25 protein-coding genes and 1 tRNA gene are annotated in these 23,829 nt (G+C 68.4%); 19 read left to right on the plus strand and 7 right to left on the minus strand.

Annotated features, from left to right (window positions below):
• Positions 1-163 precede the first annotated feature (163 nt).
• Genes cobW through cobJ form a run of 6 tightly spaced genes read left to right on the plus strand, consistent with a single transcriptional unit; the run spans position 164 to position 7,725 of the window.
• Positions 164-1,201 (plus strand): cobalamin biosynthesis protein CobW, encoded by a 1,038-nt coding sequence (gene cobW / locus ACP7BL_RS14180; protein ID WP_426258630.1) that lies wholly within the window; start codon positions 164-166, stop codon positions 1,199-1,201.
• Between the two features lie 9 nt (positions 1,202-1,210).
• The gene (gene cobN, locus ACP7BL_RS14185) at positions 1,211-4,480 is read left to right on the plus strand and encodes a cobaltochelatase subunit CobN (RefSeq protein WP_426258631.1); all 3,270 of its coding nucleotides are present in this window, start codon (positions 1,211-1,213) and stop codon (positions 4,478-4,480) included.
• The gene (locus tag ACP7BL_RS14190; RefSeq protein ID WP_426258632.1) at positions 4,477-5,613 is read left to right on the plus strand and encodes a cobalamin biosynthesis protein CobG; all 1,137 of its coding nucleotides are present in this window, start codon (positions 4,477-4,479) and stop codon (positions 5,611-5,613) included. Before cobN ends, ACP7BL_RS14190 begins: the two co-directional genes overlap by 4 nt.
• Entirely contained in the window at positions 5,613-6,242 is a 630-nt protein-coding gene (locus ACP7BL_RS14195; RefSeq protein WP_426258633.1) for a precorrin-8X methylmutase, read from the plus strand. Before ACP7BL_RS14190 ends, ACP7BL_RS14195 begins: the two co-directional genes overlap by 1 nt.
• The gene (gene cobI, locus ACP7BL_RS14200) at positions 6,239-6,970 is read left to right on the plus strand and encodes a precorrin-2 C(20)-methyltransferase (protein ID WP_033966156.1); all 732 of its coding nucleotides are present in this window, start codon (positions 6,239-6,241) and stop codon (positions 6,968-6,970) included. The genes ACP7BL_RS14195 and cobI overlap by 4 nt, the downstream gene beginning before the upstream one ends.
• The gene (gene cobJ, locus ACP7BL_RS14205; protein WP_033966157.1) at positions 6,967-7,725 is read left to right on the plus strand and encodes a precorrin-3B C(17)-methyltransferase; all 759 of its coding nucleotides are present in this window, start codon (positions 6,967-6,969) and stop codon (positions 7,723-7,725) included. Before cobI ends, cobJ begins: the two co-directional genes overlap by 4 nt.
• On the opposite strand, the gene ACP7BL_RS14210 is transcribed toward cobJ, so the two are convergent.
• On the minus strand, positions 7,695-8,450 hold the full coding sequence (locus ACP7BL_RS14210; RefSeq protein ID WP_426258634.1) for a cobalt-precorrin-6A reductase: 756 nt from the start codon (positions 8,448-8,450) through the stop codon (positions 7,695-7,697). The two genes, cobJ and ACP7BL_RS14210, sit on opposite strands and share 31 nt — an antisense overlap.
• Between ACP7BL_RS14210 and cbiE the strand changes: the two genes are divergently transcribed.
• The 12 genes from cbiE to cobS are packed head-to-tail and all read left to right on the plus strand — an operon-like array spanning position 8,449 to position 17,591.
• Entirely contained in the window at positions 8,449-9,669 is a 1,221-nt protein-coding gene (gene cbiE / locus ACP7BL_RS14215) for a precorrin-6y C5,15-methyltransferase (decarboxylating) subunit CbiE (protein ID WP_426258635.1), read from the plus strand. The two genes, ACP7BL_RS14210 and cbiE, sit on opposite strands and share 2 nt — an antisense overlap.
• Positions 9,666-10,031: a cobalamin biosynthesis protein gene (locus ACP7BL_RS14220; protein WP_426258636.1), complete on the plus strand. Its 366-nt coding sequence runs from the start codon at positions 9,666-9,668 to the stop codon at positions 10,029-10,031. The genes cbiE and ACP7BL_RS14220 overlap by 4 nt, the downstream gene beginning before the upstream one ends.
• Positions 10,028-10,813: a precorrin-4 C(11)-methyltransferase gene (cobM, locus tag ACP7BL_RS14225; RefSeq protein WP_426258637.1), complete on the plus strand. Its 786-nt coding sequence runs from the start codon at positions 10,028-10,030 to the stop codon at positions 10,811-10,813. Before ACP7BL_RS14220 ends, cobM begins: the two co-directional genes overlap by 4 nt.
• Positions 10,810-12,123, plus strand: coding sequence for a cobyrinate a,c-diamide synthase (locus ACP7BL_RS14230; RefSeq protein WP_426258638.1), 1,314 nt, complete (start codon positions 10,810-10,812; stop codon positions 12,121-12,123). Before cobM ends, ACP7BL_RS14230 begins: the two co-directional genes overlap by 4 nt.
• A complete protein-coding gene (gene cobA / locus ACP7BL_RS14235) occupies positions 12,120-12,842 on the plus strand; it encodes a uroporphyrinogen-III C-methyltransferase (protein WP_426258639.1) in 723 nt (240 codons plus the stop codon). The genes ACP7BL_RS14230 and cobA overlap by 4 nt, the downstream gene beginning before the upstream one ends.
• The gene (gene cobF, locus ACP7BL_RS14240; protein ID WP_426258640.1) at positions 12,839-13,603 is read left to right on the plus strand and encodes a precorrin-6A synthase (deacetylating); all 765 of its coding nucleotides are present in this window, start codon (positions 12,839-12,841) and stop codon (positions 13,601-13,603) included. The genes cobA and cobF overlap by 4 nt, the downstream gene beginning before the upstream one ends.
• On the plus strand, positions 13,593-14,219 hold the full coding sequence (gene cobO / locus ACP7BL_RS14245; protein ID WP_426258641.1) for a cob(I)yrinic acid a,c-diamide adenosyltransferase: 627 nt from the start codon (positions 13,593-13,595) through the stop codon (positions 14,217-14,219). Before cobF ends, cobO begins: the two co-directional genes overlap by 11 nt.
• Entirely contained in the window at positions 14,216-14,863 is a 648-nt protein-coding gene (gene bluB, locus ACP7BL_RS14250) for a 5,6-dimethylbenzimidazole synthase (RefSeq protein WP_426258642.1), read from the plus strand. The genes cobO and bluB overlap by 4 nt, the downstream gene beginning before the upstream one ends.
• A 25-nt stretch (positions 14,864-14,888) precedes the next feature.
• A complete protein-coding gene (locus tag ACP7BL_RS14255) occupies positions 14,889-15,296 on the plus strand; it encodes a DUF1636 domain-containing protein (protein WP_033966163.1) in 408 nt (135 codons plus the stop codon).
• Positions 15,293-16,309, plus strand: a complete 1,017-nt coding sequence (cobT, locus tag ACP7BL_RS14260; RefSeq protein ID WP_426258643.1) for a nicotinate-nucleotide--dimethylbenzimidazole phosphoribosyltransferase — start codon at positions 15,293-15,295, stop codon at positions 16,307-16,309. Before ACP7BL_RS14255 ends, cobT begins: the two co-directional genes overlap by 4 nt.
• Positions 16,306-16,875, plus strand: coding sequence for a histidine phosphatase family protein (locus ACP7BL_RS14265; protein WP_426258644.1), 570 nt, complete (start codon positions 16,306-16,308; stop codon positions 16,873-16,875). The genes cobT and ACP7BL_RS14265 overlap by 4 nt, the downstream gene beginning before the upstream one ends.
• Entirely contained in the window at positions 16,872-17,591 is a 720-nt protein-coding gene (cobS, locus tag ACP7BL_RS14270) for an adenosylcobinamide-GDP ribazoletransferase (protein ID WP_426258645.1), read from the plus strand. Before ACP7BL_RS14265 ends, cobS begins: the two co-directional genes overlap by 4 nt.
• Here cobS and ACP7BL_RS14275 read toward each other — a convergent pair.
• From ACP7BL_RS14275 to ACP7BL_RS14285, 3 genes are read right to left on the minus strand one after another with little or no spacing between them, the layout of a single operon-like run.
• On the minus strand, positions 17,571-19,031 hold the full coding sequence (locus ACP7BL_RS14275; protein WP_426258646.1) for a cobyric acid synthase: 1,461 nt from the start codon (positions 19,029-19,031) through the stop codon (positions 17,571-17,573). The two genes, cobS and ACP7BL_RS14275, sit on opposite strands and share 21 nt — an antisense overlap.
• Positions 19,019-19,960 (minus strand): adenosylcobinamide-phosphate synthase CbiB, encoded by a 942-nt coding sequence (gene cbiB / locus ACP7BL_RS14280; RefSeq protein WP_426258647.1) that lies wholly within the window; start codon positions 19,958-19,960, stop codon positions 19,019-19,021. Before cbiB ends, ACP7BL_RS14275 begins: the two co-directional genes overlap by 13 nt.
• On the minus strand, positions 19,953-20,942 hold the full coding sequence (locus ACP7BL_RS14285) for an aminotransferase class I/II-fold pyridoxal phosphate-dependent enzyme (protein WP_426258648.1): 990 nt from the start codon (positions 20,940-20,942) through the stop codon (positions 19,953-19,955). The genes cbiB and ACP7BL_RS14285 overlap by 8 nt, the downstream gene beginning before the upstream one ends.
• Positions 20,943-21,047: 105 nt before the next feature.
• Between ACP7BL_RS14285 and cobU the strand changes: the two genes are divergently transcribed.
• On the plus strand, positions 21,048-21,569 hold the full coding sequence (gene cobU / locus ACP7BL_RS14290; protein ID WP_426258649.1) for a bifunctional adenosylcobinamide kinase/adenosylcobinamide-phosphate guanylyltransferase: 522 nt from the start codon (positions 21,048-21,050) through the stop codon (positions 21,567-21,569).
• Positions 21,570-21,581: 12 nt separating this feature from the next.
• On the opposite strand, the gene ACP7BL_RS14295 is transcribed toward cobU, so the two are convergent.
• The 3 genes from ACP7BL_RS14295 to ACP7BL_RS14305 form a co-directional block, all read right to left on the minus strand.
• Positions 21,582-21,657 (minus strand) — tRNA-Val (locus tag ACP7BL_RS14295).
• A gap of 85 nt (positions 21,658-21,742) precedes the next feature.
• A complete protein-coding gene (locus ACP7BL_RS14300; RefSeq protein ID WP_426258650.1) occupies positions 21,743-22,747 on the minus strand; it encodes a hypothetical protein in 1,005 nt (334 codons plus the stop codon).
• A 161-nt stretch (positions 22,748-22,908) separates the two neighbouring features.
• The gene (locus ACP7BL_RS14305) at positions 22,909-23,811 is read right to left on the minus strand and encodes a hypothetical protein (protein ID WP_426258651.1); all 903 of its coding nucleotides are present in this window, start codon (positions 23,809-23,811) and stop codon (positions 22,909-22,911) included.
• Between the last annotated feature and the right edge of the window lie 18 nt (positions 23,812-23,829).

Below are 23,829 nucleotides of genomic sequence, written 5' to 3' on the forward strand. Positions count from 1 at the left end.
TGGTCTTGGCACGGTACTTCTCCGTCTGGGCGACGAAACTGTGCGGCTGGGGCTGCACGGTCGTGCGGCCATGGGCGCTCTCGCGTCGGTCCGGGTCGCACGCCGACCGGTCATGCGCCGGCAAGCCCCGTCCTGTGTTCGTCCTGGCGCGGGGAGATGTACCATGTCCGATCTTTCCAAGATCCCCGTCACCATCGTCACCGGCTTCCTCGGGGCCGGAAAAACCACCGTGATCACGCACCTGATCCGCAACGCTGGCGGTCGGCGGCTCGCGGTCGTCGTCAATGAATTCGGCACGCTCGGCATCGACGGAGATATTCTACAGGGCTGCGCCATTCCGGATTGCCCTGCGGAAAACATCGTCGAACTGGCCAATGGCTGCATCTGCTGCACCGTCGCCGACGATTTCATTCCGACCGTCGAACGCTTGCTGGCACTCGACCCTCGGCCCGATCATATCCTGATCGAGACCTCCGGCCTCGCCCTGCCCAAACCCTTGTTGAAGGCGTTCGACTGGCCCGCGATCCGCAGCCGCATCACCGTCGATGGCGTCGTCGCGCTGGCCGATGCCGAGGCGGTGGCGGCAGGCCGCTTCGCACCCGATCTCGCAGCGCTGGAGGCGCAACGCGCCGCCGACCCCGGCATCGACCATGAAACCCCGTTGTCCGAAGTGTTTGGGGACCAATTGGCCTGTGCCGATATCGTCCTGCTCACCAAGATCGATCTGGCGGGTCCCGAAGGCGTGGCGGCGGCACGCGCGACTATCGCCGCCGAGGCACCGCGACCGCTGCCGATCCTCGAGCTGACCGACGGCGTGGTCGATCCGCGCGTAATTCTGGGGCTTGGCGCGGCCGCCGAAAACGATATCGCGGCGCGTCCGTCGCATCACGATGGCGACGACGATCACGAGCATGACGATTTCGACAGCATCGTGCTCGACATCGGCGAAATCGCCGATCCCGCCGATCTGGCTGCCCGGATCGTGCGCATCGCGCAGCAGCACCAGATCTTGCGCGTGAAGGGATATGCTGCGGTGGCGGACAAGCCGATGCGGCTGCTGGTCCAGGCGGTCGGCACGCGCGTGCGCTACCATTATGACCGTCCGTGGCGGCCGGGTGAAGCGCGGCGCACCACGCTGGTCGTCATTGCCGAGCGCGACCATATCGATGGTGAGGCGTTGCATACGGCGCTGGTCGGCTGAGGCCAGCCCGTGCACATCCTCTTCCGCGAAAGCCACGGTCTGGAAGAAGCCGCGATCCCGCAGGATCTGGGGCAGAGCCCGGCTGACCTGGTCATCCTGTCCTTTTCGGACAGCGACCTTGGTGCGTTCGCGGGCGCATGGCACTCCGCGCGAAGATCCGGGCAAACGCTGCCTTCGCTCCGGTTGGCCAATCTCGCGGCGCTCGGCCATCCGCTGTCGGTCGATACCTATGTCGAGCACACGCTGAGCGGTGCCAAAGCGATCCTCATCCGGCTCATCGGCGGCATGCCCTATTGGAGTTACGGGTTGCAGCAGGTCGAACTGCTTGCGCGGGCACGGGGGATTGCACTGGCGGTGTTGCCCGCCGATGGTCGCGCCGACGCACGGCTGGACGCCGTCTCCACCCTGTCCGCGCAGACGCTGCGCGCGCTGGCGCGCTTGTGCGACGAAGGCGGGCCCGAAGCGAGCGGAGCCGCGTTGACGCTGCTGGCGCGCGCCGCAGGATTGTGTTGGGACGATACGGTCACGCCCCGATCGTTGCCGCTGGCGGGCGGATGGCATCCCGATTGCGGGGTGGTCGATCCGGCCACTTTTGCGCGCGATCCCGATCGACCGCTGATCTTGCTCGTCTTCTACCGCGCTTATCTCGCGGCGCAGGACCTTGCCCCCTTTGCCGCGCTGCATAGCACGTTCGAGCAGCGCGGTTTTGCGACTCTGTCGCTGTTCGGACCGTCGCTGAAGCACCCGCAAACGCGCGACCGGATCGCGGCGTGGATCGGCACACTATCGCCCGTCGCAATCCTCAACGCGACCGCATTTTCGGCGCGGGGCGAGGCTGGGGAAACACCGCTCGACGCGGCGGGGGTACCGGTGTTTCAAGTGGCGCTGGCAACGTCGGGACGCGCCGCCTGGGCAGACGGCACGCGCGGCCTGTCACCTGCCGATCTCGCCATGCATGTCGTATTGCCCGAGATTGACGGTCGGCTATTCGCCGGGGTCGCCAGTTTCAAGGAAGCGGGCACGCGCGATCCGCTGCTCGAATTTGCCCGGACCGCGCATCGGGCCGAGCCCGAGCGGATCACGGCGATCGCGGACCGGGTCGCTGGTTGGACTAGGTTGGCGGCCAAAGCCGTCGGCGAACGGCAAGTGGCGCTGGTCCTGTCCACCTATCCCGGCAAGACCTATCAGATGGCCCATGCCGTCGGACTGGATGCGCTGGCATCGGCCGAGGCGATTTTGGCCGATCTGGCAAGCGCGGGATATGACGCAGAGACGCGCGACGACCTTGCCGAGGGGCTTCGCTCCGACACTTTGACCTGGCCGCTGGCTGACTATCGCCGCGCGCTGGCGGCATTGCCCGAGGCCTTGCGACACGATCTTGCCGCATCGTGGGGCGAACCCGAAGACGATCCGGCACTCATGGACGGGATGTTCCGGTTTGCGGCGGTGCGCGCCGGGCGCACACGGGTGGCACTGCAGCCGGAACGTGGTGCCAGCACCGGGCGCGATCAGGAATATCACGACCTCACCCGATGCCCGCGCCATGGCTATGTCGCTTTCTATCTATGGCTGCGCGCGATCGGCACCGACGCGATCGTCCATGTGGGGGCACATGGCACGCTGGAATGGTTGCCGGGCAAATCGGTCGCGCTGTCGCAAGGCTGCTGGCCCGAAGCTCTGCTTGGGCCGTTGCCCTTCATCTACCCGTTCATCGTCAACGACCCCGGCGAGGCAGCACAAGCCAAGCGCCGCATCGGTGCCGTCGCCATCGGCCACGTCCCGCCACCCTTGGCCCCGTCAGGTACGGGGGCCGGGCTTGGGCGGATCGAGGCGCTGCTCGACGAATTTTCCAATGCCGACGGGCTCGACCCGGCGCGGCGCGACCGCTTGCAAACCGATATTCGCGCAGAGGCGGAAGCGCTGGGACTGGAGGCCGAGCTTGGCCTGGATCGCGCGACCCGCTTGAGCGACGCGATCACACGCATCGACCGCTTTGTCTGCGACGTGAAGGAAAGCCAGTTCACCGATGGCCTGCACGTGTTCGGCCGTGGAGCGCAGGGGGCGGCGGAAAGCGCCGGCCTGCTCGCAGCGCTGGCCGGGCGGCGCGTGGCGGCCGGGCCGTCGGGCTCTCCCTATCGCGGGCGCAGCGACGTGCTGCCGACCGGACGCAACCTCTACACGATCGACCCGCGCGCAATCCCGTCGCGTTCGGCGCACGAACAGGGCGTGGTGCTGGCGGAGGAATTGATCCGCCGCCATTTGCAGGATCATGGCGACTATCCGCGCGCCCTGATCGTCGATCTGTGGGGATCGGCAACCATGCGCACCGCAGGCGAAGAATTTGCGATGGCGCTGCATCTGCTTGGGGCAAAGCCGGTCTGGGACACCGCCTCGGAGCGAGTCAGCGGAATCGAAATCCTGCCGCTCGCGCTGCTCGACCATCCACGGATCGACGTGACCTTGCGCGTGTCCGGGCTGTTCCGCGATGCCTTCCCCACGCTGCCGGTGCTCTTCGGACAAGCGGTGCGCGCGCTCGCCGCACGCGAAGAACCCCCCGACTGGAATCCCTTTGCAGGCCGGATCGCGACGGCGCGAGTCTATGGGCCGCGGCCCGGCGCTTATGGCGTTGGGCTTGGCGAGACGATCGATCTATATACCGACGACGCGCGACGCGCGGCTGGCGAAGCCTGGCTTGCGGCATCTGCCTATCCGCTCGATTTGCCGGAGGGACAGGCGGGGCCCGACGCCCAGGGCTTGCGCGATCGGGTCGCGGAGACGGATGCGTTCGTCCATCTCCAGGATTTGCCCGAAACCGACCTGCTGCTGGCCGCCGACTATGCGGCGCATGAAGCGGGGTTCGCCGCCGCAAGGGCGATCGTGGCCGCACCCGTCGCGCTCTACCATCTCGACCATCGCGATCCGGCTCGGCCCGCAGCGCGCACGCTGACCGAGGAACTGGCGCGGGTGGTCCGCGCGCGCGCGGCGCATCCGGGCTGGGTGGCGGGGATGATGCGCCACGGGTTTCGCGGCGGGGCGGAATTGGCGGCGACGCTGGACCATCTGGGCACGTTCGCGCACCTCTCCGCCAGCGTGCCGCCACAACTGTTCGACCTCTATTACGATGCCACGCTCGGCCAAGCCGAGGTGCGGGCGTTTCTGGAGCGCGACAATCCGGGCGCGCTGGCGGCGATGGAGGCGCGCTTTGCCGCGCTCCATGCCGCCGGGCTGTGGCCGACGCGCCGCAATTCGATCCTCGCGCAGTTGCAGGGGGTCGCATGAGCCCCTTCATCGTAAAGGGCTGGTGCCCCGATGCGTGGCGACCGATGCGCTCGGGCGATGGACTGCTGGTGCGGGTGAAGCCCCGGCTTGGCCGGTTGACAGCCCACCAGGTGCGCGGGCTGTGCGCGGCGGCGATCGCTTATGGTAGCGGCGTGATCGACCTCACATCGCGCGCCAATCTGCAGCTTCGCGGCGTGTCGGAGGATGGCTGGCAGCCGCTTTTGCAGGCGTTGATCGCACTGGATCTGGTCGATGCCGATGCAGAAGGCGAGAAGCGGCGGATGATCCTCGTCGCGCCTCAGTGGCAGGAGGGCGACGACACCCACCGCATCGCCTGCGACCTTGTCGAACATTTGCACACCGCACCCGATCTGCCGGGCAAGGTCGGTTTCGTCGTCGATGCCGGAGCCACGCGCGTGCTGGGGACGGAGACCGGCGATTTCCGGGTCGAGCGCGCAGCCGACGGGGCGTTGATCCTGCGCGCCGATGGCCGGGCGACCGGGGTTGCGGTGGCACGCGGGGACGAGGCCGCCGCGTTGATCGCGCTGGCGCGGTGGTTCATGGACAGCGGTGGTGCGGTCGCCGGACGCATGGCCCGCCACGAAGCGGCCCTGCCGGATTGGGCGACGGGCGCACTGCCCCCCTCGTCATCGCTCGCTCCACTTCAGCCGGGCACGTGGCAGCGCGGCATGGCATGGGGGTTGCCCTTCGGCCAGATCGCAGCGGCGGTGCTTGCCGATCTTGTCACGCCCGGGTCGACCGTCGCCGCGGTGCGGATCACGCCGTGGCGGCTGATTCTGGTCGAGGGCGACCGCACGCCATCGCCGCCGCACGGAATGCTGGCCGACCCGTCCGACTTCCTGCTGCGCGCGGATGCCTGTCCCGGTGCGCCATATTGCCCGCAAGCAAGCGTCGAAACCCGCAGTCTGGCCGCTCGCCTGGCGCCGTCGATCGCCGGGCGACTGCATGTGTCGGGCTGCGCCAAGGGCTGCGCATCACAACGCGCCGCCGACGTCACAGTGACCGGGCGCGATGGCCTTTACGACCTTTCCCTCAACGCGCGCGCCGGGGCTCCGGCGGTGCGCACGGCGCTCAGCCGCGCCGCGCTGCTCGCCCAATTCGGAAGCAATTGATGCCGTACCACTATGAAACCGACGGCGCGGCAATCTATCGCCAGTCCTTCGCCACGATCCGCGCCGAGGCGGACCTTGCCCGGTTTACCGCCGAGGAAGAACCGGTGGCGGTGCGTATGATCCACGCCTCGGGCCTGGTGGAACTGGCCCCGCATATCCGGTTTTCCGTTAGCTTCGCCGCCGCAGCGCGCACCGCGCTGGCGGAGGGCGCACCGATCCTGTGCGACGCGCGCATGGTGAGCGAGGGGATTACGCGCGTGCGCTTGCCCGCCTCCAACCCGGTCTTGTGTACGCTGCACGATCTGCACGTACCGGATCTGGCGCGGGCGATGGGCAATACGCGGTCGGCGGCGGCGCTGGAGTTGTGGCGGCCGCATCTCGCGGGGGCGGTGGTGGCGATCGGCAATGCCCCGACCGCCTTGTTCCATTTGCTCAATATGCTGGAGGACCCGGACTGTCCGCGTCCCGCCGCGATCATCGGGTGCCCGGTCGGCTTTGTCGGCGCGGTGGAATCCAAGGCGGCCTTGTGGGACGTACAGCCTGTGCCATGCTGCGTCGTGGCAGGGCGGCTGGGCGGCAGTGCGATCACCGTTGCCGCAGTCAACGCACTCGCGAGCCGCGCCGAATGAGCGCGCGGGTGGGCACCATTTACGGCGTCGGGCTGGGCCCCGGTGCGCCCGATTTGCTGAGCGTGCGGGCCGATCGGCTGGTGCGCGGTGCCACCCATATCGCCTATTTTCGCAAGGCCGGACGCCCCGGACAGGCGCGGCGCATCGTCGAGGGAATGCTGCGCGCCGACGCGATCGAGCTGGCGATGGAATATCCGGTAACGATCGAAATCCCGCTGAGCGACCCGCGCTACAATGCCTGCCTTGCCGCTTTCTACGCCGACTGCAGCGCGCGGCTGACCGCGCTGGCGCAAACGGGCGCGGACGTGGTGGTCCTGTGCGAGGGCGACCCGTTTTTCTACGGGTCGTTCATGCACCTGCATGCGCGCCTGTCGGGCGTGGTGCCGGTGGAGGTGGTGCCGGGCATTACCGGTATGGCCGGGGCGTGGAACGCAACCGCCATGCCGATCACCTGGGGCGACGACGTGTTGACGGTCGCGATGGCCACCTTGCCGGAAACGGAACTCGTCCGCCGGATTCGCGACACCGACGCGCTGGTCGTGATGAAAATCGGACGCCATCTGGCCAAGCTGCGCCGCGCGGTCGCCGCTGCGGAGCGCGAGGATGCGGCGTGGTTGGTCGAACATGCCGCTATGCCAGGACAGAAAGTAACGCGACTGGTCGAGGCTGACAGCGTCACGCCCTATTTCGCAATTCTGCTGATCCACGGACAGGGACGCAGACCATGAGCGCCGGTTGGCTCGCCATCGCTGGCCTGGGCCCTGGCGACGCGGCGCAGATCACCCCGGAAGTGTCGGACGCGTTGTCCAGCGCGAGCGACGTGATCGGCTACGTTCCCTATGTCGCACGGGTCGCGCCGCGCGCGGGGTTGACGCTGCACCCCTCCGACAATCGCGTCGAGCTGGACCGGGCGGCGCACGCGTTGACATTGACGGCGCAGGGTCGGCGTGTGGTGGTGGTTTCGTCGGGCGACCCCGGCGTGTTCGCCATGGCAGCAGCCGTGTTCGAGGCGGTCGAGGCGGGGCTGCCCGCATGGCGCGACCTCGATATCCGGGTGCTGCCGGGGATCACCGCGATGCTCGCCGCCAGCGCGCGTGCCGGTGCCCCGCTCGGCCACGATTTCTGTGCGATCAACCTGTCGGACAATCTCAAGCCGTGGACGATGATCGAAAAACGCCTGCGGCTGGCGGCAGAGGCGGATTTCGCCATGGCCTTTTACAACCCGCGCTCAAAGGCGCGGCCCGAGGGGTTTGCCCGCGTCCTCGCGGTGTTGCGCGCGGCATGTGGCGACGATCGCCCGGTCCTGTTCGCCCGCGCCGTCTCGACCCCCGAGGAACATCTGCAAATCGTGCCCTTGGGGCAGGCGCGCGCCGAGATGGCCGACATGCGGACAATGGTGATCGTAGGATCGAGCCAGACGCGGACGATCCAACGCTCCAGCGGCGTGTTTCTCTACACGCCGCGTTCGGCAGACGTGTCATGAAGCAGCCAATCCAGCACCGCTGCGGGATCGCACATTTGGTGCCGCTCGGGCATGGCCGGGCGGTCGATCATCAGCACCGGCACACCGAGACGCCGGGCGGCGATCAACTTGGCCTCCGCCCCGCTTCCGCCTGCATTCTTGCACACCACCAGATCGATCGCGTGATCGCGCAGCACAGCGACGTCGCCGTCGACGGTGAACGGTCCTCGATCCACGATCAAGCTGTAGTGCGGCAGCGGCGGTGGCTGATCCGGGACATCGACGAAGCGCAGCAGATAACGGTGCTGTGGCTGGGCGACAAAGGCGTCCACATGCATCCGCCCCAGCGCCAGCAAGATGCGACGCGGCGGCACCGTCAGCGCCGCCACCGCACCGGCAATATCGGCGACGTGGCTCCAGCGGTCCTCTTCGGTGGGCACCCAGGCGGGCCGGGTCAGGGCGATATGGGCAACGCCCGCCAGACGCGCAGCGGCGATGGCGTTGGTGCTCATCGTCGCTGCGAAGGGATGTGTCCCATCGACCAGATGCGTTATCCGGTGCTCGCGCAGATATCCCGCCAGCCCTCCAATCCCGCCAAAACCGCCGATACGGACCGGCACGGGTTGCGGACGGGGGGATTGCGTCCGGCCAGCGTAGCTGAGCGTGGCCGCAACGCCGCCGGCCGCCAGCAGCGCCGCGAGCGCACTCGCTTCGGTCGTGCCGCCCAGCAGAAGGACATTGCGCATGGCTGAAACGGCTCCGCAGCTTCGGCACATGCCGTGGTTGACGATCCTGGGCGTCGGAGCGGCGGGCGCGAAGAGCCTTTCGCCCGCCAGCCAGACGGCTTTGGCCGAGGCCGAGCTGGTCATCGGATCGGCTCGGCATCTGTCGCTATTCCCGGCGATTACCTGCCCCGTGATCGAATGGCCAGTGCCCTTTGCCGACGGCATTGCGCTGTTGCTGACGCATCGCGGTCGAAAGGTGGTGATGCTGGCGTCGGGCGATCCGTTTTGGTTCGGGGCGGGCAGCAGCGTGACCCGCCATCTCGCCCGCGATGAATGGGTGGCGCATCCAACGCCCTCCACCTTCAGCCTCGCCGCCGCGCGCCTGGGTTGGGCATTGCAGGATACCGTCTGTCTCGGCCTCCATGCCGCGCCGCTGGAACGGATGCGCCCACACCTTGCCACGCGCGCGCGCCTGCTGGTGCTGGTGCGCGACGGCACGGCGGTTGCCGCGCTGGCCGCTATGCTGCGCGGCTGTGGCTTTGGCGCGTCGCCGTTGCACGTGCTGGAGGCACTGGACGGACCCGACGAGCGCATCCGTTCGACACAGGCCGATACGCTTGATTTCACCGATATCGCTCATCCTGTCGCGGTGGCGATCGAGTGCGCGGGTTCGGGGGCCGCGGTGCCGCGCGTGGCGGGCCTGCCCGATGTGCTGTTCGACCATGATGGCCAAATCACCAAACGCCCGATCCGGGCGCTGACGCTGTCGGCGCTGGCCCCCCGTCCGGGCGAAACGCTCTGGGACATTGGCGCTGGATCAGGCTCGATCGCGATCGAATGGTTGCTGGCGCATCCGGCCAATCGCGCGCTGGCGGTCGAGGCAGATGCGGCCCGCGCCGAACGCGCCCGCGCCAATGCCTGGGCGCTGGGTGTCGATCGGCTGGAGGTGCTGATCGGAACCGCACCTTCGGTCTTGCCCGAAGGGCCCGCGCCCGCTGCGGTGTTTATCGGCGGCGGCCTGTCGCAAGATTTGCTGGAGGCGCTGTGGGCACGCCTGCCGGTCGGCACGCGGCTCGTCGCCAATGCGGTGACACTGGAATCGGAAGCACTGCTCGCCGCCTGGCACAGCGCCAAGGGCGGTGCTCTGCTGCGGATCGAGCTCGCTCAGGCTGCTCCGCTGGGCCGCCGCCGCGGTTGGCGGTCGAGCTATCCCGTCGTGCAATGGAGTGTCATCCTGTGATCGTCGCCGGGTTCGGATTTCGGGCAGGTGCACCGCTGGAGTCGCTGCGCGCGGCCTTGCGGCTGGCGCAACGGGGGCATCCCTCCGTCACCCACCTCGCCACCGTGACAGACAAACTCTCCGGCCTGTCGCCATTGGGGCAGGCGTTGGATTTACCGGTTCTTGCGATCTCGCCCGAGGCACTGTCCAGCGTCGCCACGCCGACCCGCTCCGTCGCCAGCTTGGCCGCCTATGCCAGCGGGAGCGTCGCCGAGGCCAGCGCGCTGTGCGCCGCGGGCCGCGGCGCGCGCCTGCTCGGCCCGCGCCACGTTTCGCCCGATCGCATGGCCACCTGCGCGATCGCTGAAGGACCCCAGTCATGACCGTTCACTTCATCGGGGCTGGCCCCGGCGCGCCCGATCTGTTGACGCTGCGCGGGCGCGATCTGATCTCCGCCAGCCCGGTCTGCCTGTATGCAGGGTCGCTTATCCCCGAAGCGGTGCTGCGCCACTGCCCGCCGGGGGCGCGGATCATCAACACCGCGCCGATGGACCTGGACGCGATCATCGCCGAAATCGCCACCGCCCATGCGCTGGGGCAGGATGTCGCGCGGCTGCATTCGGGAGATCTGTCGCTATGGTCGGCGATGGGCGAGCAACTGCGTCGCCTGCGCGCGCTGGACATTCCCGTCACGGTCACCCCCGGCGTGCCCGCCTTCGCCGCGGCCGCTGCCGCGCTGGAGGCGGAACTGACCTTGCCCGCGCTCGCCCAGTCTGTAGTGCTGACGCGCACGCCGGGACGCGCCAGTACGATGCCCCCTGCGGAAAGCCTCGCCCATTTCGCAGTCACCGGGGCAACACTGGCGATCCATCTGTCGATCCACGCGCTCGATCGCGTCGTCGCCGATCTCACCCCGGCCTACGGCGGGGACTGTCCGGTGGCGGTGGTCTGGCGGGCGAGCTGGCCCGATCAGCGTATCGTGCACGCCACGCTGGCGACGATCACGGATGCGGTCGCGGGCAGCATGGAGCGCACCGCGCTGATTCTGGTCGGCCGCGTGCTGGCAGCCGAGGATTTCGCCGAAAGCAGCCTTTACGCCCACGGCTATGACCGGCGCTTCCGGCCGCAGGATGCAACCTCGCGTTTTGCGGAGTCTGCCGAATGAGCGTGCCGGGCCTCATGATCGCCGCCCCGGCATCGGGCACGGGCAAGACAACGGTCATGCTCGGGCTGCTCCGCGCGCTCAGCGCACGCGGGCTGGTGGTGCAGCCGTTCAAGAGCGGACCCGATTATATCGATCCCGCCTTTCACCGCGCGGCGTGCGGGCGCGCGTCGTTCAACCTCGACAGTTGGGCGATGACGGGTGGTTTGCTCGATACGATCGCAGGCGAAGCAGCGGGCGCGGATCTCGTCCTCGCCGAAGGCTCGATGGGGCTTTATGATGGCGTTGCCGGTGCCGGGGCCACTGGCAACGGGGCGAGCGCCGACATTGCGTGCCGCATGGGCTGGCCCGTCGTGCTGGTAATCGACGTATCGGGCCAGGCGCAGTCTGCGGCAGCGATCGCGCTTGGTTTCAAGCTGCTCGACCCCACTGTCCCGCTCGCCGGGGTCATCCTCAACCGCGTCGCCAGCCCGCGCCACGAACGGCTGGTACGGCGCGGATTGGAGGCGGTGGGAATTGCGGTGCTGGGGGCCTTGCCGCGCCGTGGCGACTTGACCTTGCCCGAGCGGCATTTGGGGCTCGTCCAGGCGATCGAACATCCCGCGCTCGATGCCGCGATCGCCGATTATGCCGCCTTCCTGCGCGACCATGCCGATCTCGACGCGATTTGCGCCGCCGCCGCGCAGAAACGGGCGCACACGCCCGACCGGTCGCTCCCGCCCGCGCCGCCAGCCCAACGCATCGCGATCGCGCGCGATGCCGCCTTCTCCTTCGTCTATCCGCACGTGCTGGAGGGGTGGCGACGCGGCGGCGCGGAAATCCTGCCTTTCTCGCCGCTCGCCAATCAAGCACCGGATGCCACCGCCGACATGGTGTGGTTGCCCGGCGGCTATCCCGAACTCCACGCCGGGCCGATCGCCGCCGCCACGACCTTTCTGGGTGGCCTTCGCCACCATGCGGAGACGCGCCCGGTCCACGGCGAATGCGGCGGCTATATGGTGCTGGGCGCGGCGCTGATCGACAAAGACGGCGCAGCGCATCGCATGGCCGGTCTGCTCGGGCTGGTCACCAGCCATGCCCAGCGCCGCATGCATCTGGGCTATCGCCTTGCCGAACTGGTCGCGCCGGTAGGAGCGCTGGCGGCGGGCACGCGGCTGCGCGGCCATGAATTTCATTACTCGACGGTCGTCGAACAGACCGACGCACCGCTCGCTTATGTCACCGACGCTGACGGCGCAGCGGTCGCCGAAACCGGCTCGCGGCGCGGCCGCGTCACCGGCAGCTATTTTCATATGATCGCCACCGCACAATGACCGGCTTTGTTTCCTTTGTCGGCGCAGGCCCCGGCGATCCCGAATTGCTGACGCTGAAGGGCCTGTCGCGGCTGCAACAGGCCGATGCCGTGCTGTTCGACGATCTCGCCTCCGGTGCGATGCTCGACCACATCCGCGCCGGTACGACCTTGATCGATGTCGGCAAACGCGCCGGACGCCCCTCCCCCAGCCAGGCCGAAGTGAACCGCTTGCTCGTCGCCCATGCTGCCACGGGTGGGCGTGTGGTGCGGCTAAAGTCGGGCGACGCCGGGATCTTCGGTCGGCTGGAGGAGGAGATCGAAGCGTTGCGGCTGGCGAACATCCCCTTCGAGATCATTGCCGGCGTCAGTTCGGCCAGCGCAGCGGCGGCGGCGGCGGCGATCCCGCTCACGCGGCGGGCGCTGGCGCGGCGCGTTCAGTTCATCACTGGGCACGATGCGACCGGGGCGCTGCCGCACGACCTCAATCTGGCGGCGCTCGCCGATGCCGAGGCGACGACGGTGGTGTTCATGCCCAAGCGCACCTTCCCCGCGCTGGCCACGCGTCTGATCGCCGCCGGATTGCCGCCGCAGACACCCGCGTTGCTGGCCGAAAATGTCGGCCATGCCAGTCAGCGGATAACGCGCAGCTCGGTCGCCGCGCTGGCCGATGCGCTGACCACGGGCGCGGGATCGGCCCCCGCGCTGATCCTCTATGGCCCGTTGATGGAGGACGCATGATCGATCTCGACCTGATCGGCATCGCCACCGGCAATCCCGACCATCTGACCGCGCAGGCGGTGCAGGCGATGAACAGCGCCGACCTGATCCTGCTGCCGCGCAAGGGCGATGCCAAATCCGACCTGATCGACCTGCGCCGCGCGATCTGCGCGCGGGTGCTGACCGGGCCGACGCGGATCGTCGCCTTCGACATGCCGGTGCGCGCAGCAGGCGGGGACTATGCCCACGCCGTCGACGACTGGCACGACGCCATCGCCGCCGCATGGCGCGCTCAGATCGTGGCGCATTTGCCCGAGGGCGGGCGGCTGGCGCTGCTCGTCTGGGGCGATCCCGCGCTCTATGACAGCAGCTTGCGCATCGCGGAGCGGTTGCGGGCGAGCGGCCTGCCGCTCCGCGTGCGCGTCGTGCCGGGACTGACCAGCCTGCAGCTGCTCACCGCCGCGCACGCCATCCCGCTCAATGCCCTCGCGGGTGCCGTCACGATCACCACCGGGCGGTTATTGCGCGCCTGTGGCTGGCCCGACGCGGCCGACACGGTTGTGGTTATGCTCGACAGCGGCTGCGCGTTCGAGGTGCTGGAGCCGGACGGCATTTCGATCTGGTGGGGTGCCTATGTCGGGATGCCACAGGAAACGCTGATCCACGGACCGCTCGCCACCGTCGCGCCGCGCATTGCCGCCGCGCGAGCCAACCTGCGCGCGCGCAATGGCTGGATCATGGATATCTATCTCTTACGAAAGAACCGCGCCGATGTCGCTTGACCCCGAAGACGCTGCGTCGGCGAACGAAGCGCGGCACACCGAGAAGATGCGCAAAAAACAGGCCGCGCAAGCCAGGATCGTCGCGGGGAAGACCCGCGAAAAGGGCCTCCTGATCGTCCACACCGGCAAAGGCAAGGGCAAGACCAGCGCCGCGCTGGGCATGGTCGTGCGCGCGATCGGGCACGGCATGAAGGTGGGCGTCGTCCAGTTTGTGAAGGGCGCGATGCAGACCGGGGAAGCGCGCGTCTTCGCCGCCTTTCCCGACAATGTCGAATTCAAGCCGATGGGCGAGGGCTTCACCTGGGACACGCAGGACCGCGCGCGCGATATCGCCGCCGCGCGCCGTGCGTGGGACGAAGTGCAGCGCATGATCGCGGACCCCGCCTATCACATGGTGCTGGCCGACGAGATGAACATCGCGTTGCGTTACGAGTATCTGCCGCTCGACGAGGTGCTGGCGGTGCTCGCTGCCAAGCCCGAGAGGAAGCACGTCATCGTCACCGGCCGCAATGCGCCCGAGGCGCTGATCGACGCAGCCGATCTCGTCACCGACATGACGATGGTCAAGCACCCGTTCCGCGCGGGCGTAAAGGCGCAGGCGGGGATCGAATTTTGACCGAAGGACCGCCCGCCTTCGATGTCGCGTTTCAGGCGCGCTTCGGCAACCTGCTGCGCTGGCGACGCGATGTGCGCCATTTCGATCCGCGCGCGGTGGCGGAAGCGGACATACGCGCCATCCTGCATTCGGCCGCTTTCGCGCCGTCGGTCGGCAATGCGCAGCCGTGGCGCTTCGTGCGGGTGCGCACGCGTGCACTGCGCGACGCGCTGGCCATCCATGTCGATGCGCAAAAGGCCGAAGCGGCAACGCGTTATCGCGGCACCGAACGGTACGATCGCTATCAGGCGCTGAAGCTGCACGGCTTGCGCGAGGCCCCCGAAGTGCTGGCGGTCTTCTGCGACGAGCAACCCGCCGCCGGGCACGGCCTCGGCGTCGCGACCATGCCCGAAATGCTGCGCTATTCGTGCGTCATGGCGATCCACACGCTGTGGCTGACGGCGCGGCTGCGCGGCATCGGCATGGGCTGGGTATCGATCGTGGATCCGCTGGAGGTTCAGGCGCTGCTCGACGTGCCGACGGACTGGTCGCTGATTGCAGTGTTGTGTGTCGGCTACCCGAGCGAGGCCTCCCTTACGCCCGAACTCGAACGGCACGGCTGGCAGGCACGCGAACCCATGGACGACCGGATTTTTGAACGATGACCGCCACAGGAAAGACCCCGACCTTATGCTGACCCCCGTCGAGGATGGCCCCGCCATCGTCGCCTGCAACACCTGTCGCCACAGCGCCGATGCGAAAGAGGATGCGGTCGGCCTGCGCGGCGGCGCGCGGCTGGTCGCGGCGTTACGCGAAGCACAGGCTGGTGACCCACGCTATGCAGGCATCGCCGTGCAGGAAATGCCGTGCCTGTTCGCCTGTGCCGAATTCTGCACCGTGCATCTGCGCGCGCCGGGCAAGGTCGGCTATGTGCTGGGCCGGTTCACGCCGGATGCCGATGCCGCAACCGCCTTGCTCGACTACGCGCTGGCCTATGCCGAGAGCGAGCATGGCCGCGTGCCCTTCAAAGAGTGGCCGCAGGGCGTGAAGGGGCATTTCATCACCCGCACGCCACCGCCGGGCTTTGTCGCGCAATGAGCGGTTTTGCCACACCCGCCGCGTTCGATGCCGCGCTGGCCAATTTACCCGAGCCCGATGCGACGGCAATTGCGCAAGCACGCGCGCGGCAAGCGGCATTGACCAAGCCACCGGGGTCGCTCGGCCGTCTGGAGGATCTCGCGCTGTTCATGGCCGGGTGGCAGGGCACCGCGCGACCGCGCATCGCGCACGGGCGCGCCGCCATTTTCGCCGGCAATCACGGCTTTGTCGCGCATGGCGTCAGCGCCTTTCCCGCCAGCGTCACCCAGGCGATGGTCGCCAATTTCGCGAAGGGCGGCGCGGCGATCAATGCCCTGGCGGCGGCGGCGGGGCTGGAGCTTTCGGTGGTCGCGCTGGAGCTCGATCGTCCGACGGCTGATTTCACGCAAAGCCCCGCAATGACGGAGGGCGAATGCCTGGCCGCCCTTTCCGCCGGGGCCACCGTGGTTAAGCCGGGGCTCGACCTGCTGGTGGTCGGCGAGATGGGCATCGGCAACACCACCGCCGCCGCCGCCCTGTGCGCGCGCAGCTTTGGCGGCGCGGCGGCGGACTGGGTCGGGCCGGGAACCGGTGTCGACCCGACCGGCATCGCCCGCAAGGTCGCGGTGGTCGAACGCGCGCTGGCGTTCCACGCGGGGGCACCGCGCACCCCCTTTGAAAGGTTGCGACGACTGGGCGGGCGCGAAATCGCCGCGATTGCGGGTGCCATACTTGCCGCGCGGCGGCAGCGCGTGCCGGTGGTGCTCGACGGCTTCATCACCTGCGCCGCGCTGGCACCGCTGGCCGTGCACGCGCCTGCCATCACCGATCACTGTATCGCCGGGCACTGTTCGGCCGAGCCAGGGCATGTCCGCGTGCTGCGCCATTTGGGACTGGAACCGCTGCTATCGCTCGGGATGCGGCTGGGTGAGGGCAGCGGCGGCGCGGTGGCCGTGTCGGTCATCCGCAGCGCGCTCGCCGCGCATAACGGCATGGCGACCTTTGCCGAGGCGGGGGTGGCGGAGGCGTTGTGAGCAGCTTCGTCCTGCATCTCCTGCGGCATGGCGAGCCGGAAGGCGCGGGGCGCTTGATCGGCCACACCGACGCGACCCCGCTGCCGCCTGGCATCGCCGCGTGCGTGGCGCAGGCGCGCGAGCTGGATGTCACGGTGCTGATCGCATCGGACCTGTCGCGCGCCCGGCGTGCGGGCGCGGCAATTTCGGCGATGAGAGGGATCCCGCTAGTGATCGATCCGCGTTGGCGCGAATTGGACTTCGGGCAGTGGGACGGCCTGCCCCCCAACGCAGTGGACGGTGCCGCGCTCTCGCGCTTTTGGGACGATCCCGATGGCTGCGCGCCGCCGGCGGGCGAGCGCTGGTCCGATCTCGTCGGGCGGGTGGCGCGGGCGCTGGCCGATCTGGCGGCGGCTCCAACTCTGGTGGTGACGCACGCCGGGGCGATGCGGGCGGCGCTGGCGGTGCTGTGCGGCTTCGATTCCCGCCAGAGCTGGGCAATCGATCTGCCCTATGCCAGCCTGTTGTCGTTGCGCGTGTGGCCCGGTGAAACGCGCGCTGCGCAGATCATTGGCCTGCGCCCATGAAAAGCCTGCTCCTTGCCATCCAGTTCCTCACCCGGCTGCCCACCCCGCGCGTGGCGGCGAGCGAGCGCGATTTTGCCCGATCGATGCGCTGGTTCCCCGCCGTCGGGCTGATCGTCGGGGCGCTGGTCGCGGGCGCGGCGGGGCTGGGCGCGCAGCTGGATGGCTGGGTGGCGGCGCTGGCGGCGGTAACGGTGTGGGTGGGGGTGACCGGGGCGCTGCATCTCGATGGGCTGGCGGACCTCGCCGATGGCTGCGGCGCTGCGCACAAGGACCGCGCGCGCTTGCTGGCGGTGATGGCGGATCCGCATGTCGGCAGCTTCGGCGTGGTCGTGATCGTGCTGCAATTGCTCGCCAAGCTGGTGCTGGTCCACGCCCTGATCGCGGCGGGCGATGTTTTCCCTGCGTTGATCCTGCTGCCCTTTGCCGCGCGCATCGGGCCGCTGGTGTGGGCGCTGTGGCTGCCGCCGCTGCATGCAGGGCTTGGCGCGCGCTTCGTCGAGCATGTGCGCATATCGCACATCGTCGGATGGTCCGTCCTGCTCGCGGCCAGCGCCGTGGCGGTGCCCGCGATCCTGCTCGTGCTGCCGTTGATTGGCCTGTGGGGCCTGTGGTTGCGGCGAACGCTGGGTGGTGTTTCGGGCGATTGCCACGGCGCGGGGATCGAACTCGTCGAAACCGGGTTACTGGTCGCGATCTTAGTCCTGCGCCATCTGTGACACCGCGACCAGCGCGTCGATGTCGAGATGGATTTCGAGCAAAGCGGCAATCTCGTCCAGTGCCCGGTCAACCGCAGCGTGCTGGTCGATGCCACGGCCCGTCCCCCCGATGCGCGCGAGCCATGCCGCGCGCTGACCGGCAAGATCGAGCAGACCATGGACGTAGCTGCCCGCGATGCGCCCGTCGGCGCTGATCGCACCGTCGCTCCGTCCATCGGCCATGCGGGCAACCGGGCGAGCGGTATCGGGGCCCGTGGTTTCGCCCATATGAATTTCGTAGCCCTGGAACGGCGTACCAAGCGCAGTGCCATTCACCCGCTCCAATGTCTTGCGCCCGGCAAGAACGGTATCGACCTTCAACAGGCCCAGCCCGGGCACGCGGCCGGACGAACCTTCGACCCCGTGTGGATCGCTGATCGTGTCGCCCAGCATTTGATACCCGCCGCACAGGCCCAGCACATGGCCACCGCGCCGGTAGTGCGCCAGAATATCGATGTCCCATCCTTCGGCGCGTAGGAACGCAAGGTCGGCGATGGTCGCCTTCGACCCGGCCAACACCACCATAGCGGCTTCCGCCGGGATTGGCTGTCCGGGCGCGATCATCCGCACCTCCACATCCGGCTCCAGTTTCAGCGGATCGAGATCGTCGAAATTGGCGATACGCGGCGTGATCGGGCAAGCGATGACGATTCGCTGTTGTTCGCTGACGACCGGGCGTTCGAGAATGACCGCATCCTCGCTCGGCAAGCGCGCTGCCGGGGCGAGCCACGGCACCACGCCGAAGCCGCGCCAGCCCGCCAGTTGCTCGATCTGGCGATAGCCGTCCTCGAACAGGGCCGGATCGCCGCGAAACTTGTTGATCAGAAATCCCCGGATCATCGCCGCGTCGTCGGGGTCGATCACCGCGCGCGTGCCAACGATCGCCGCAATCACGCCACCGCGATCGATGTCACCGACCAAGACCACCGGCACTCCGGCCGCGCGCGCAAAGCCCATATTGGCGATATCCCCGGCACGCAGGTTGATCTCGGCAGGCGACCCGGCCCCCTCCACCACCACCACGTCGCATTCGGCGCGCAGCCGGTGGTAGCTCGCCAGCACATCCTCCAGCAGGGCCCCGCGCGCCTGGCGGAAATTGCCCGGGCGCAAGGTGCCGCGCACCTGACCGTGCACGATCAATTGCGATGTATGATCGGCTTGCGGCTTCAGCAGCACCGGATTCATGTCGGTGGTCGGCTCGGTACGGCAGGCGATCGCCTGGGTCGCCTGTGCCCGCCCGATCTCGCCGCCATCGGCAGTGACGGCAGCGTTGTTCGACATGTTCTGCGGCTTGAACGGGCGCACGCGCAGCCCGCGATTGGCAAGCGCGCGGCACAGCCCCGCCACCAGCACCGATTTGCCGACGTCCGAACCCGTCCCCTGCAGCATTACAGCGCCCATGCCAGCCCCCCTGCAATTCCCCACAGCAACAGGCACGCCCGGCGATAGATCGCCAGAGCCCGGCGAATGTCGGCGGCACCCGCATCGCTGCGGCCGCGCGCGCCGATCCAGGGCTTGTCGTACAATACGCCGTCATAAGCGACCGGGCCGACCAGACGCAGATCGAGCGCCCCCGCCATCGCCGCCTCGGTCCACCCGGCATTAGGGGAAGAATGCTTGCCCGCATCGCGCGCCATCGTCCGCCAGCCTTTGCCGGCGGCAAGGCAAATTACCATCCCGGCAAGGCGCGCGGGGATCAGGTTTACCGCATCGTCGATCCGCGCTGCCGCCCAACCGAAGGCGCGCCAACGCTCCTCGCGGTGGCCGATCATGCTGTCGGCTGTGTTGATCGCCTTGTACATCCACACACCCGGCAACCCCAAAACCAGCAACCAGAAAAGCGGCGCGGCAACGCCGTCGCAAAAGCTTTCGGACAGGCTTTCGATCGCGGCACGGCTGACCCCGGCGGCATCGAGAGCATCTGGATCGCGCCCCACGATCTGCGCAACGGCAGTACGCGCGGTGGGCAAGTCCCGTTGCTCGAGCGCCAGGGCAACCGCACGGACATGGTCATCCAGGCTCCGCTGCGCCAGCGCCGGAAAGGCCAGCAACGCGCAGGCCAGCCACCCGACCGGGCCAAGCCCCTCCAACACTGCCCGTTGCAGCAACCAGCTCGCCCCACCGACCGTCCCGATCAGCAGCGCCATCGTGAGAACCCCCAGCGTCCGGCGCGACGCAAAGGAACGGTCGGGACGGTTCCATGCCTGCTCACACCCGTCGAGCATCCGGGCGAACAGGCCGATCGGGTGACCGATCCGCCGGTACAGCCATGCGGGCCACCCGATCGCCGCATCGAGGGCCAGCGCCACCAGCGCGACCGGTTCAGCCACCGGCCAGAGCCCGATCGAGGCGCGCGAGATCTCCGCGCGACGCTGGCACACCCAGCCGCAACCAGCGCGGATCATAGTCGAAGGGTCGCGTCAGAATGCCGGTACGCGCCAGGCGGTCGAACAACGCGCTCGCCTCACACTGCACCAGCCGGAACTGCGGCGATGCGCCGATCGGCTCCAGTCCGTGGCGGCGCAACACGCGATCCAGCGCCGCTACACGCTCGAACAGGGCAGCGCGGGCGCTGGCGATCCAACCACTATCACCATAAGCCGCCGTGCCGATCGCGATCGCAGCGGCGGACAGCGGCCAACTGCCGACGGTCTCGCGCCAGCGCGCGATTATTGCAGGCGGCCCCACGCCAAAGCCCAGGCGCACGCCCGCCAGACCGAAGAACTTGCCGAACGAACGCGTCACCAGCACCGGCTCGTTCCCGTCGAGCAACGGCACGATGCTGCCGCCGTCCTCCGCATCGATGAACGCCTCATCGACCACCAGCCACCCGCCGCTGCGCGCCAGCCGCCACGCCAGCGCCATCACATCGGCAGGCGCAAGCAAGCGCCCATCGGGGTTCGAGGGGTTAGCCAGCACGATCGTGCCGCCCTGCGCCGCCCTCTCCATCGCGGCTTCGAAGGAAATAGGGGCGCTCCCCGGCAACGCTTCGGCATGGGTGCGATAGCCCGGCCAGATGTGGCGGAAGGGCCCGGGGAGACCCAGCGTCGCTAAACCGCGCAAGCCGAATTCGGTGCCGGGCAGCGCCAGAACCTGCGGCCCCCGCGCCGCGAAATAGCGCATGGCGGTCGTTTCAAGCGCATGAAGCGCGGCGTCGTCCGGCAAGCGCGTCCAGTCGAAGGTCAGCGCGTCGGCCCCCGGCCATGGCTCTGGGTTGATCCCGGTCGATAAATCCAGCCACGGTGTCGGCGCGTCGCGATAATGGAGCTGCGCTTCCGCAAGCCGACCGCCATGTATCGTCCATTCCCGCAAGCGCGCATTATCCTGTCGTCTGGTCCTACCCGCGCTCGATCGAACGGTGCAGAGTGCCGCGTCCGCGCTATAGGGCAACGGGACTCTGTTGGAACCGCCAAAGCGATGTCGATTGCATTCACACGGACACAATTGATCCTGGGCGGCGCGCGCTCGGGCAAGAGCGCCTTTGGCCAGCGCCAGGCGGAAGACCTCCCGGGGACGCTGCTCTATGTGGCCACCGCGCAAGCGCTCGATAGCGAGATGGACGATCGCATCGCGCGGCATCGCGCCGAACGGGGGGGGCGCTGGCAAACGCTCGAGGCACCGCTCGCGCTGGCCGAGGCGATTGCCGCGCACAGTCGCCCCGAAACCGTCCTGCTGATCGATTGCCTGACGCTATGGGCTTCCAACCTGTTGTTCGCAGAGGCTGATCTGGCCTCCGCGATCGACCACCTCACCGCCGCTATCGCCGCTGCGCCGGGAAAAATCCTGCTCGTATCCAATGAAGTCGGCCTCGGCATCGTGCCCGACAATGCGCTCGCGCGCCGCTTTCGCGACATGGCTGGCACGATCAACCAGGCGATCGCGCGCACCGTCGATTCGGTGGTGTTCGTCGCCGCCGGCTTGCCGTTGGTGCTGAAATAGCCCTGCAGGGCGTGGTGGGCGATGACGGGCTCGAACCGCCGACATTCTCGGTGTAAACGAGACGCTCTACCAACTGAGCTAATCGCCCGCGAACCCGCTTGCGGGAACGAAGAAGCGCCCTGTGCCATCACCCGGCCGACACTGCAAGCCTCCGCACCCACGCCGCCTTACGATTACGCAATGGCAGCGCCGATCCGTTGCACCGCCCCGACATAAGCGCGCATCGCCGCACTCGCGCGGGCGGACAGCGCCATATAGGCGCGGCGGCGATCGAACGGGTCGGGCTGACGCTCGAACAGCCCGGCATCGGTGAGTTTGGCGATCCAGCGCAACGCGGTGGTCGGCGCAACGGCGGCGGCGATGCAGAGGCTGGAGACCGAGACCTGCGACCGCTCCAGCTCGGCGGCGAAGAGATCGAGCAGCATGTCCCATGCCGGGTCCTCGAACAAGCCGCCCGCAAAATGCTGGTCGCGCAAGCGCCGCGCGCGAATCGCGTCGCGAATCTCGCGCGCGGTGATATCGGGTGCGGCTGCCGCGCTTGGGGCTGGGCCGCGATAGCGCATGCCATGCTCGCCGACATAGCCCGTCTCCCGCGCGGACTCGCGCCCGGGTTCGCGTCCGGACTCGCGCAGTGTCGGATCGGCTACATCCCCCGCCAACCGCGCCAGCGTCTCGGCGATTCGCGCGACCTGCTCGTGCAATTGCCGCAATCGCTCGGCTTCAGCCTCACGGCCACTATCGCGGACCCCGCCAGCGCCGCCGCCCGCGACGATCACGGCAGCGACATATTCGGCCATCGTCGGCGCGCATAGCAGCTCGATCCCAGGGGCCGCGAGCGCCGCCGAAATGCTGTCGATCTGCTCGAAATCGAGCACGATGATCACCCGTTGGCCCCCGCCCCGGGCGAACGCGTCGAGCAAGGGCAGGACCACCGCAAGCTCCGCCTCGCCCACTCCGCGGGCGTCCGCCACGACAATTCCCGCCGACCCCGGCTGATTGAGGCGCTCGGTGGCACCGCGCCAGTCGGTCCACGCCCGGCTCCCGCCGCGAACGGCGTCGAACACCTCCTCCACAGCCGCGCGGTGCCGCTCTTCTACGATCGCCAGAATATCCGGGGCCCGGTGCCAATCCGCGCTGGTTGGGAACGTTCCCCCGGTCGCTCGTCCATCGTCGCCCATCGCTGCCGCTCCGCTACGCCGGGCTAGCGCCGCGGCTGAGTACGCAAATTACGTATACCCGCGCGGCGGAACAGCGAAAGCCGACCCATTTCGGGGGAAAAGCCCGGCCAAAGCTGCGTATTTGCGTGTCTTTGCTCCGTAACGGAGCAAAGCCTCAGCGTTCATTCGTAGACGGCAGCGATGTCGGCAAAGTCATCCTCGCGCAATCCGGTCGCCGCCGCGCCCGCCACACCCGCCGCCAGCGTGATCCAGAGCGTCATCAGCACCGCACCGAGCACCCAGCCCAATATGGTCAGGCCGGTAATCGCCCCGAATTGCTGCTCCATCTGGTGCCGCTGTGCGGCCTGCACCGCCTCGGGGCGGAAGCCGCCCTGTGCCATCTCCGCAATGTAGCTGCCCTGGGTAATAGCAAGCACCACCACCGACACCACGGTCACGATCAGCCCGACCACGAAATAGGCCCCGAACAGCGTCCAGAACCGCCCCTTCGTCAGGTTCCACGATTCGCCGATCATGATCTTGCCGCGCTGCATCGTCAGCGCGAAGGCGAGCGAGAAGCGCACATAGAAGAAGATCAGCACCGCAAACACGATCAAACCAAGAAGGACGAACACCGGCACCGCCGCCGCGCGCGCCGCAACCGCCACCACACCGCCGATCACGCCAATCACCAGCGCCAGCAGCACGTACAGCAGAAAGAAGCCGACCGAGAGCACCAGCGCCACCAGCACCATACGCACTTCGTCCATGCCGAGACGCAGATAGGCAAAGCCGCTTTCCGCCGGGCGCACAGCGGCGCGCAACGCGGCTGTGTACAGCACCAGCAGGCCGATCATCAGCAGCAGGTACAGGCCGAACATCTGGCTCATCCCCGCCATCGCCACGGCCGGATTGGGTGCGCTACCCGCCGCTTGCGCCGCGATCAGCCCCGCCATCGCCGGGCGCAGCGCCAGCACGACGGCGACGTTCATCACCAGATACAGACCAGCCCAAACCGCCACCGCGCCGACCCGCTCCCGGATCAGGCGAAAACCTCCGCCGATAATATCGCCAACCGTCACCATCGCCCAAACCCCCGTTCG

The organism is Sphingomonas sp. DC1600-2 (genome assembly GCF_049897605.1).
Lineage (GTDB): Bacteria > Pseudomonadota > Alphaproteobacteria > Sphingomonadales > Sphingomonadaceae > Sphingomonas.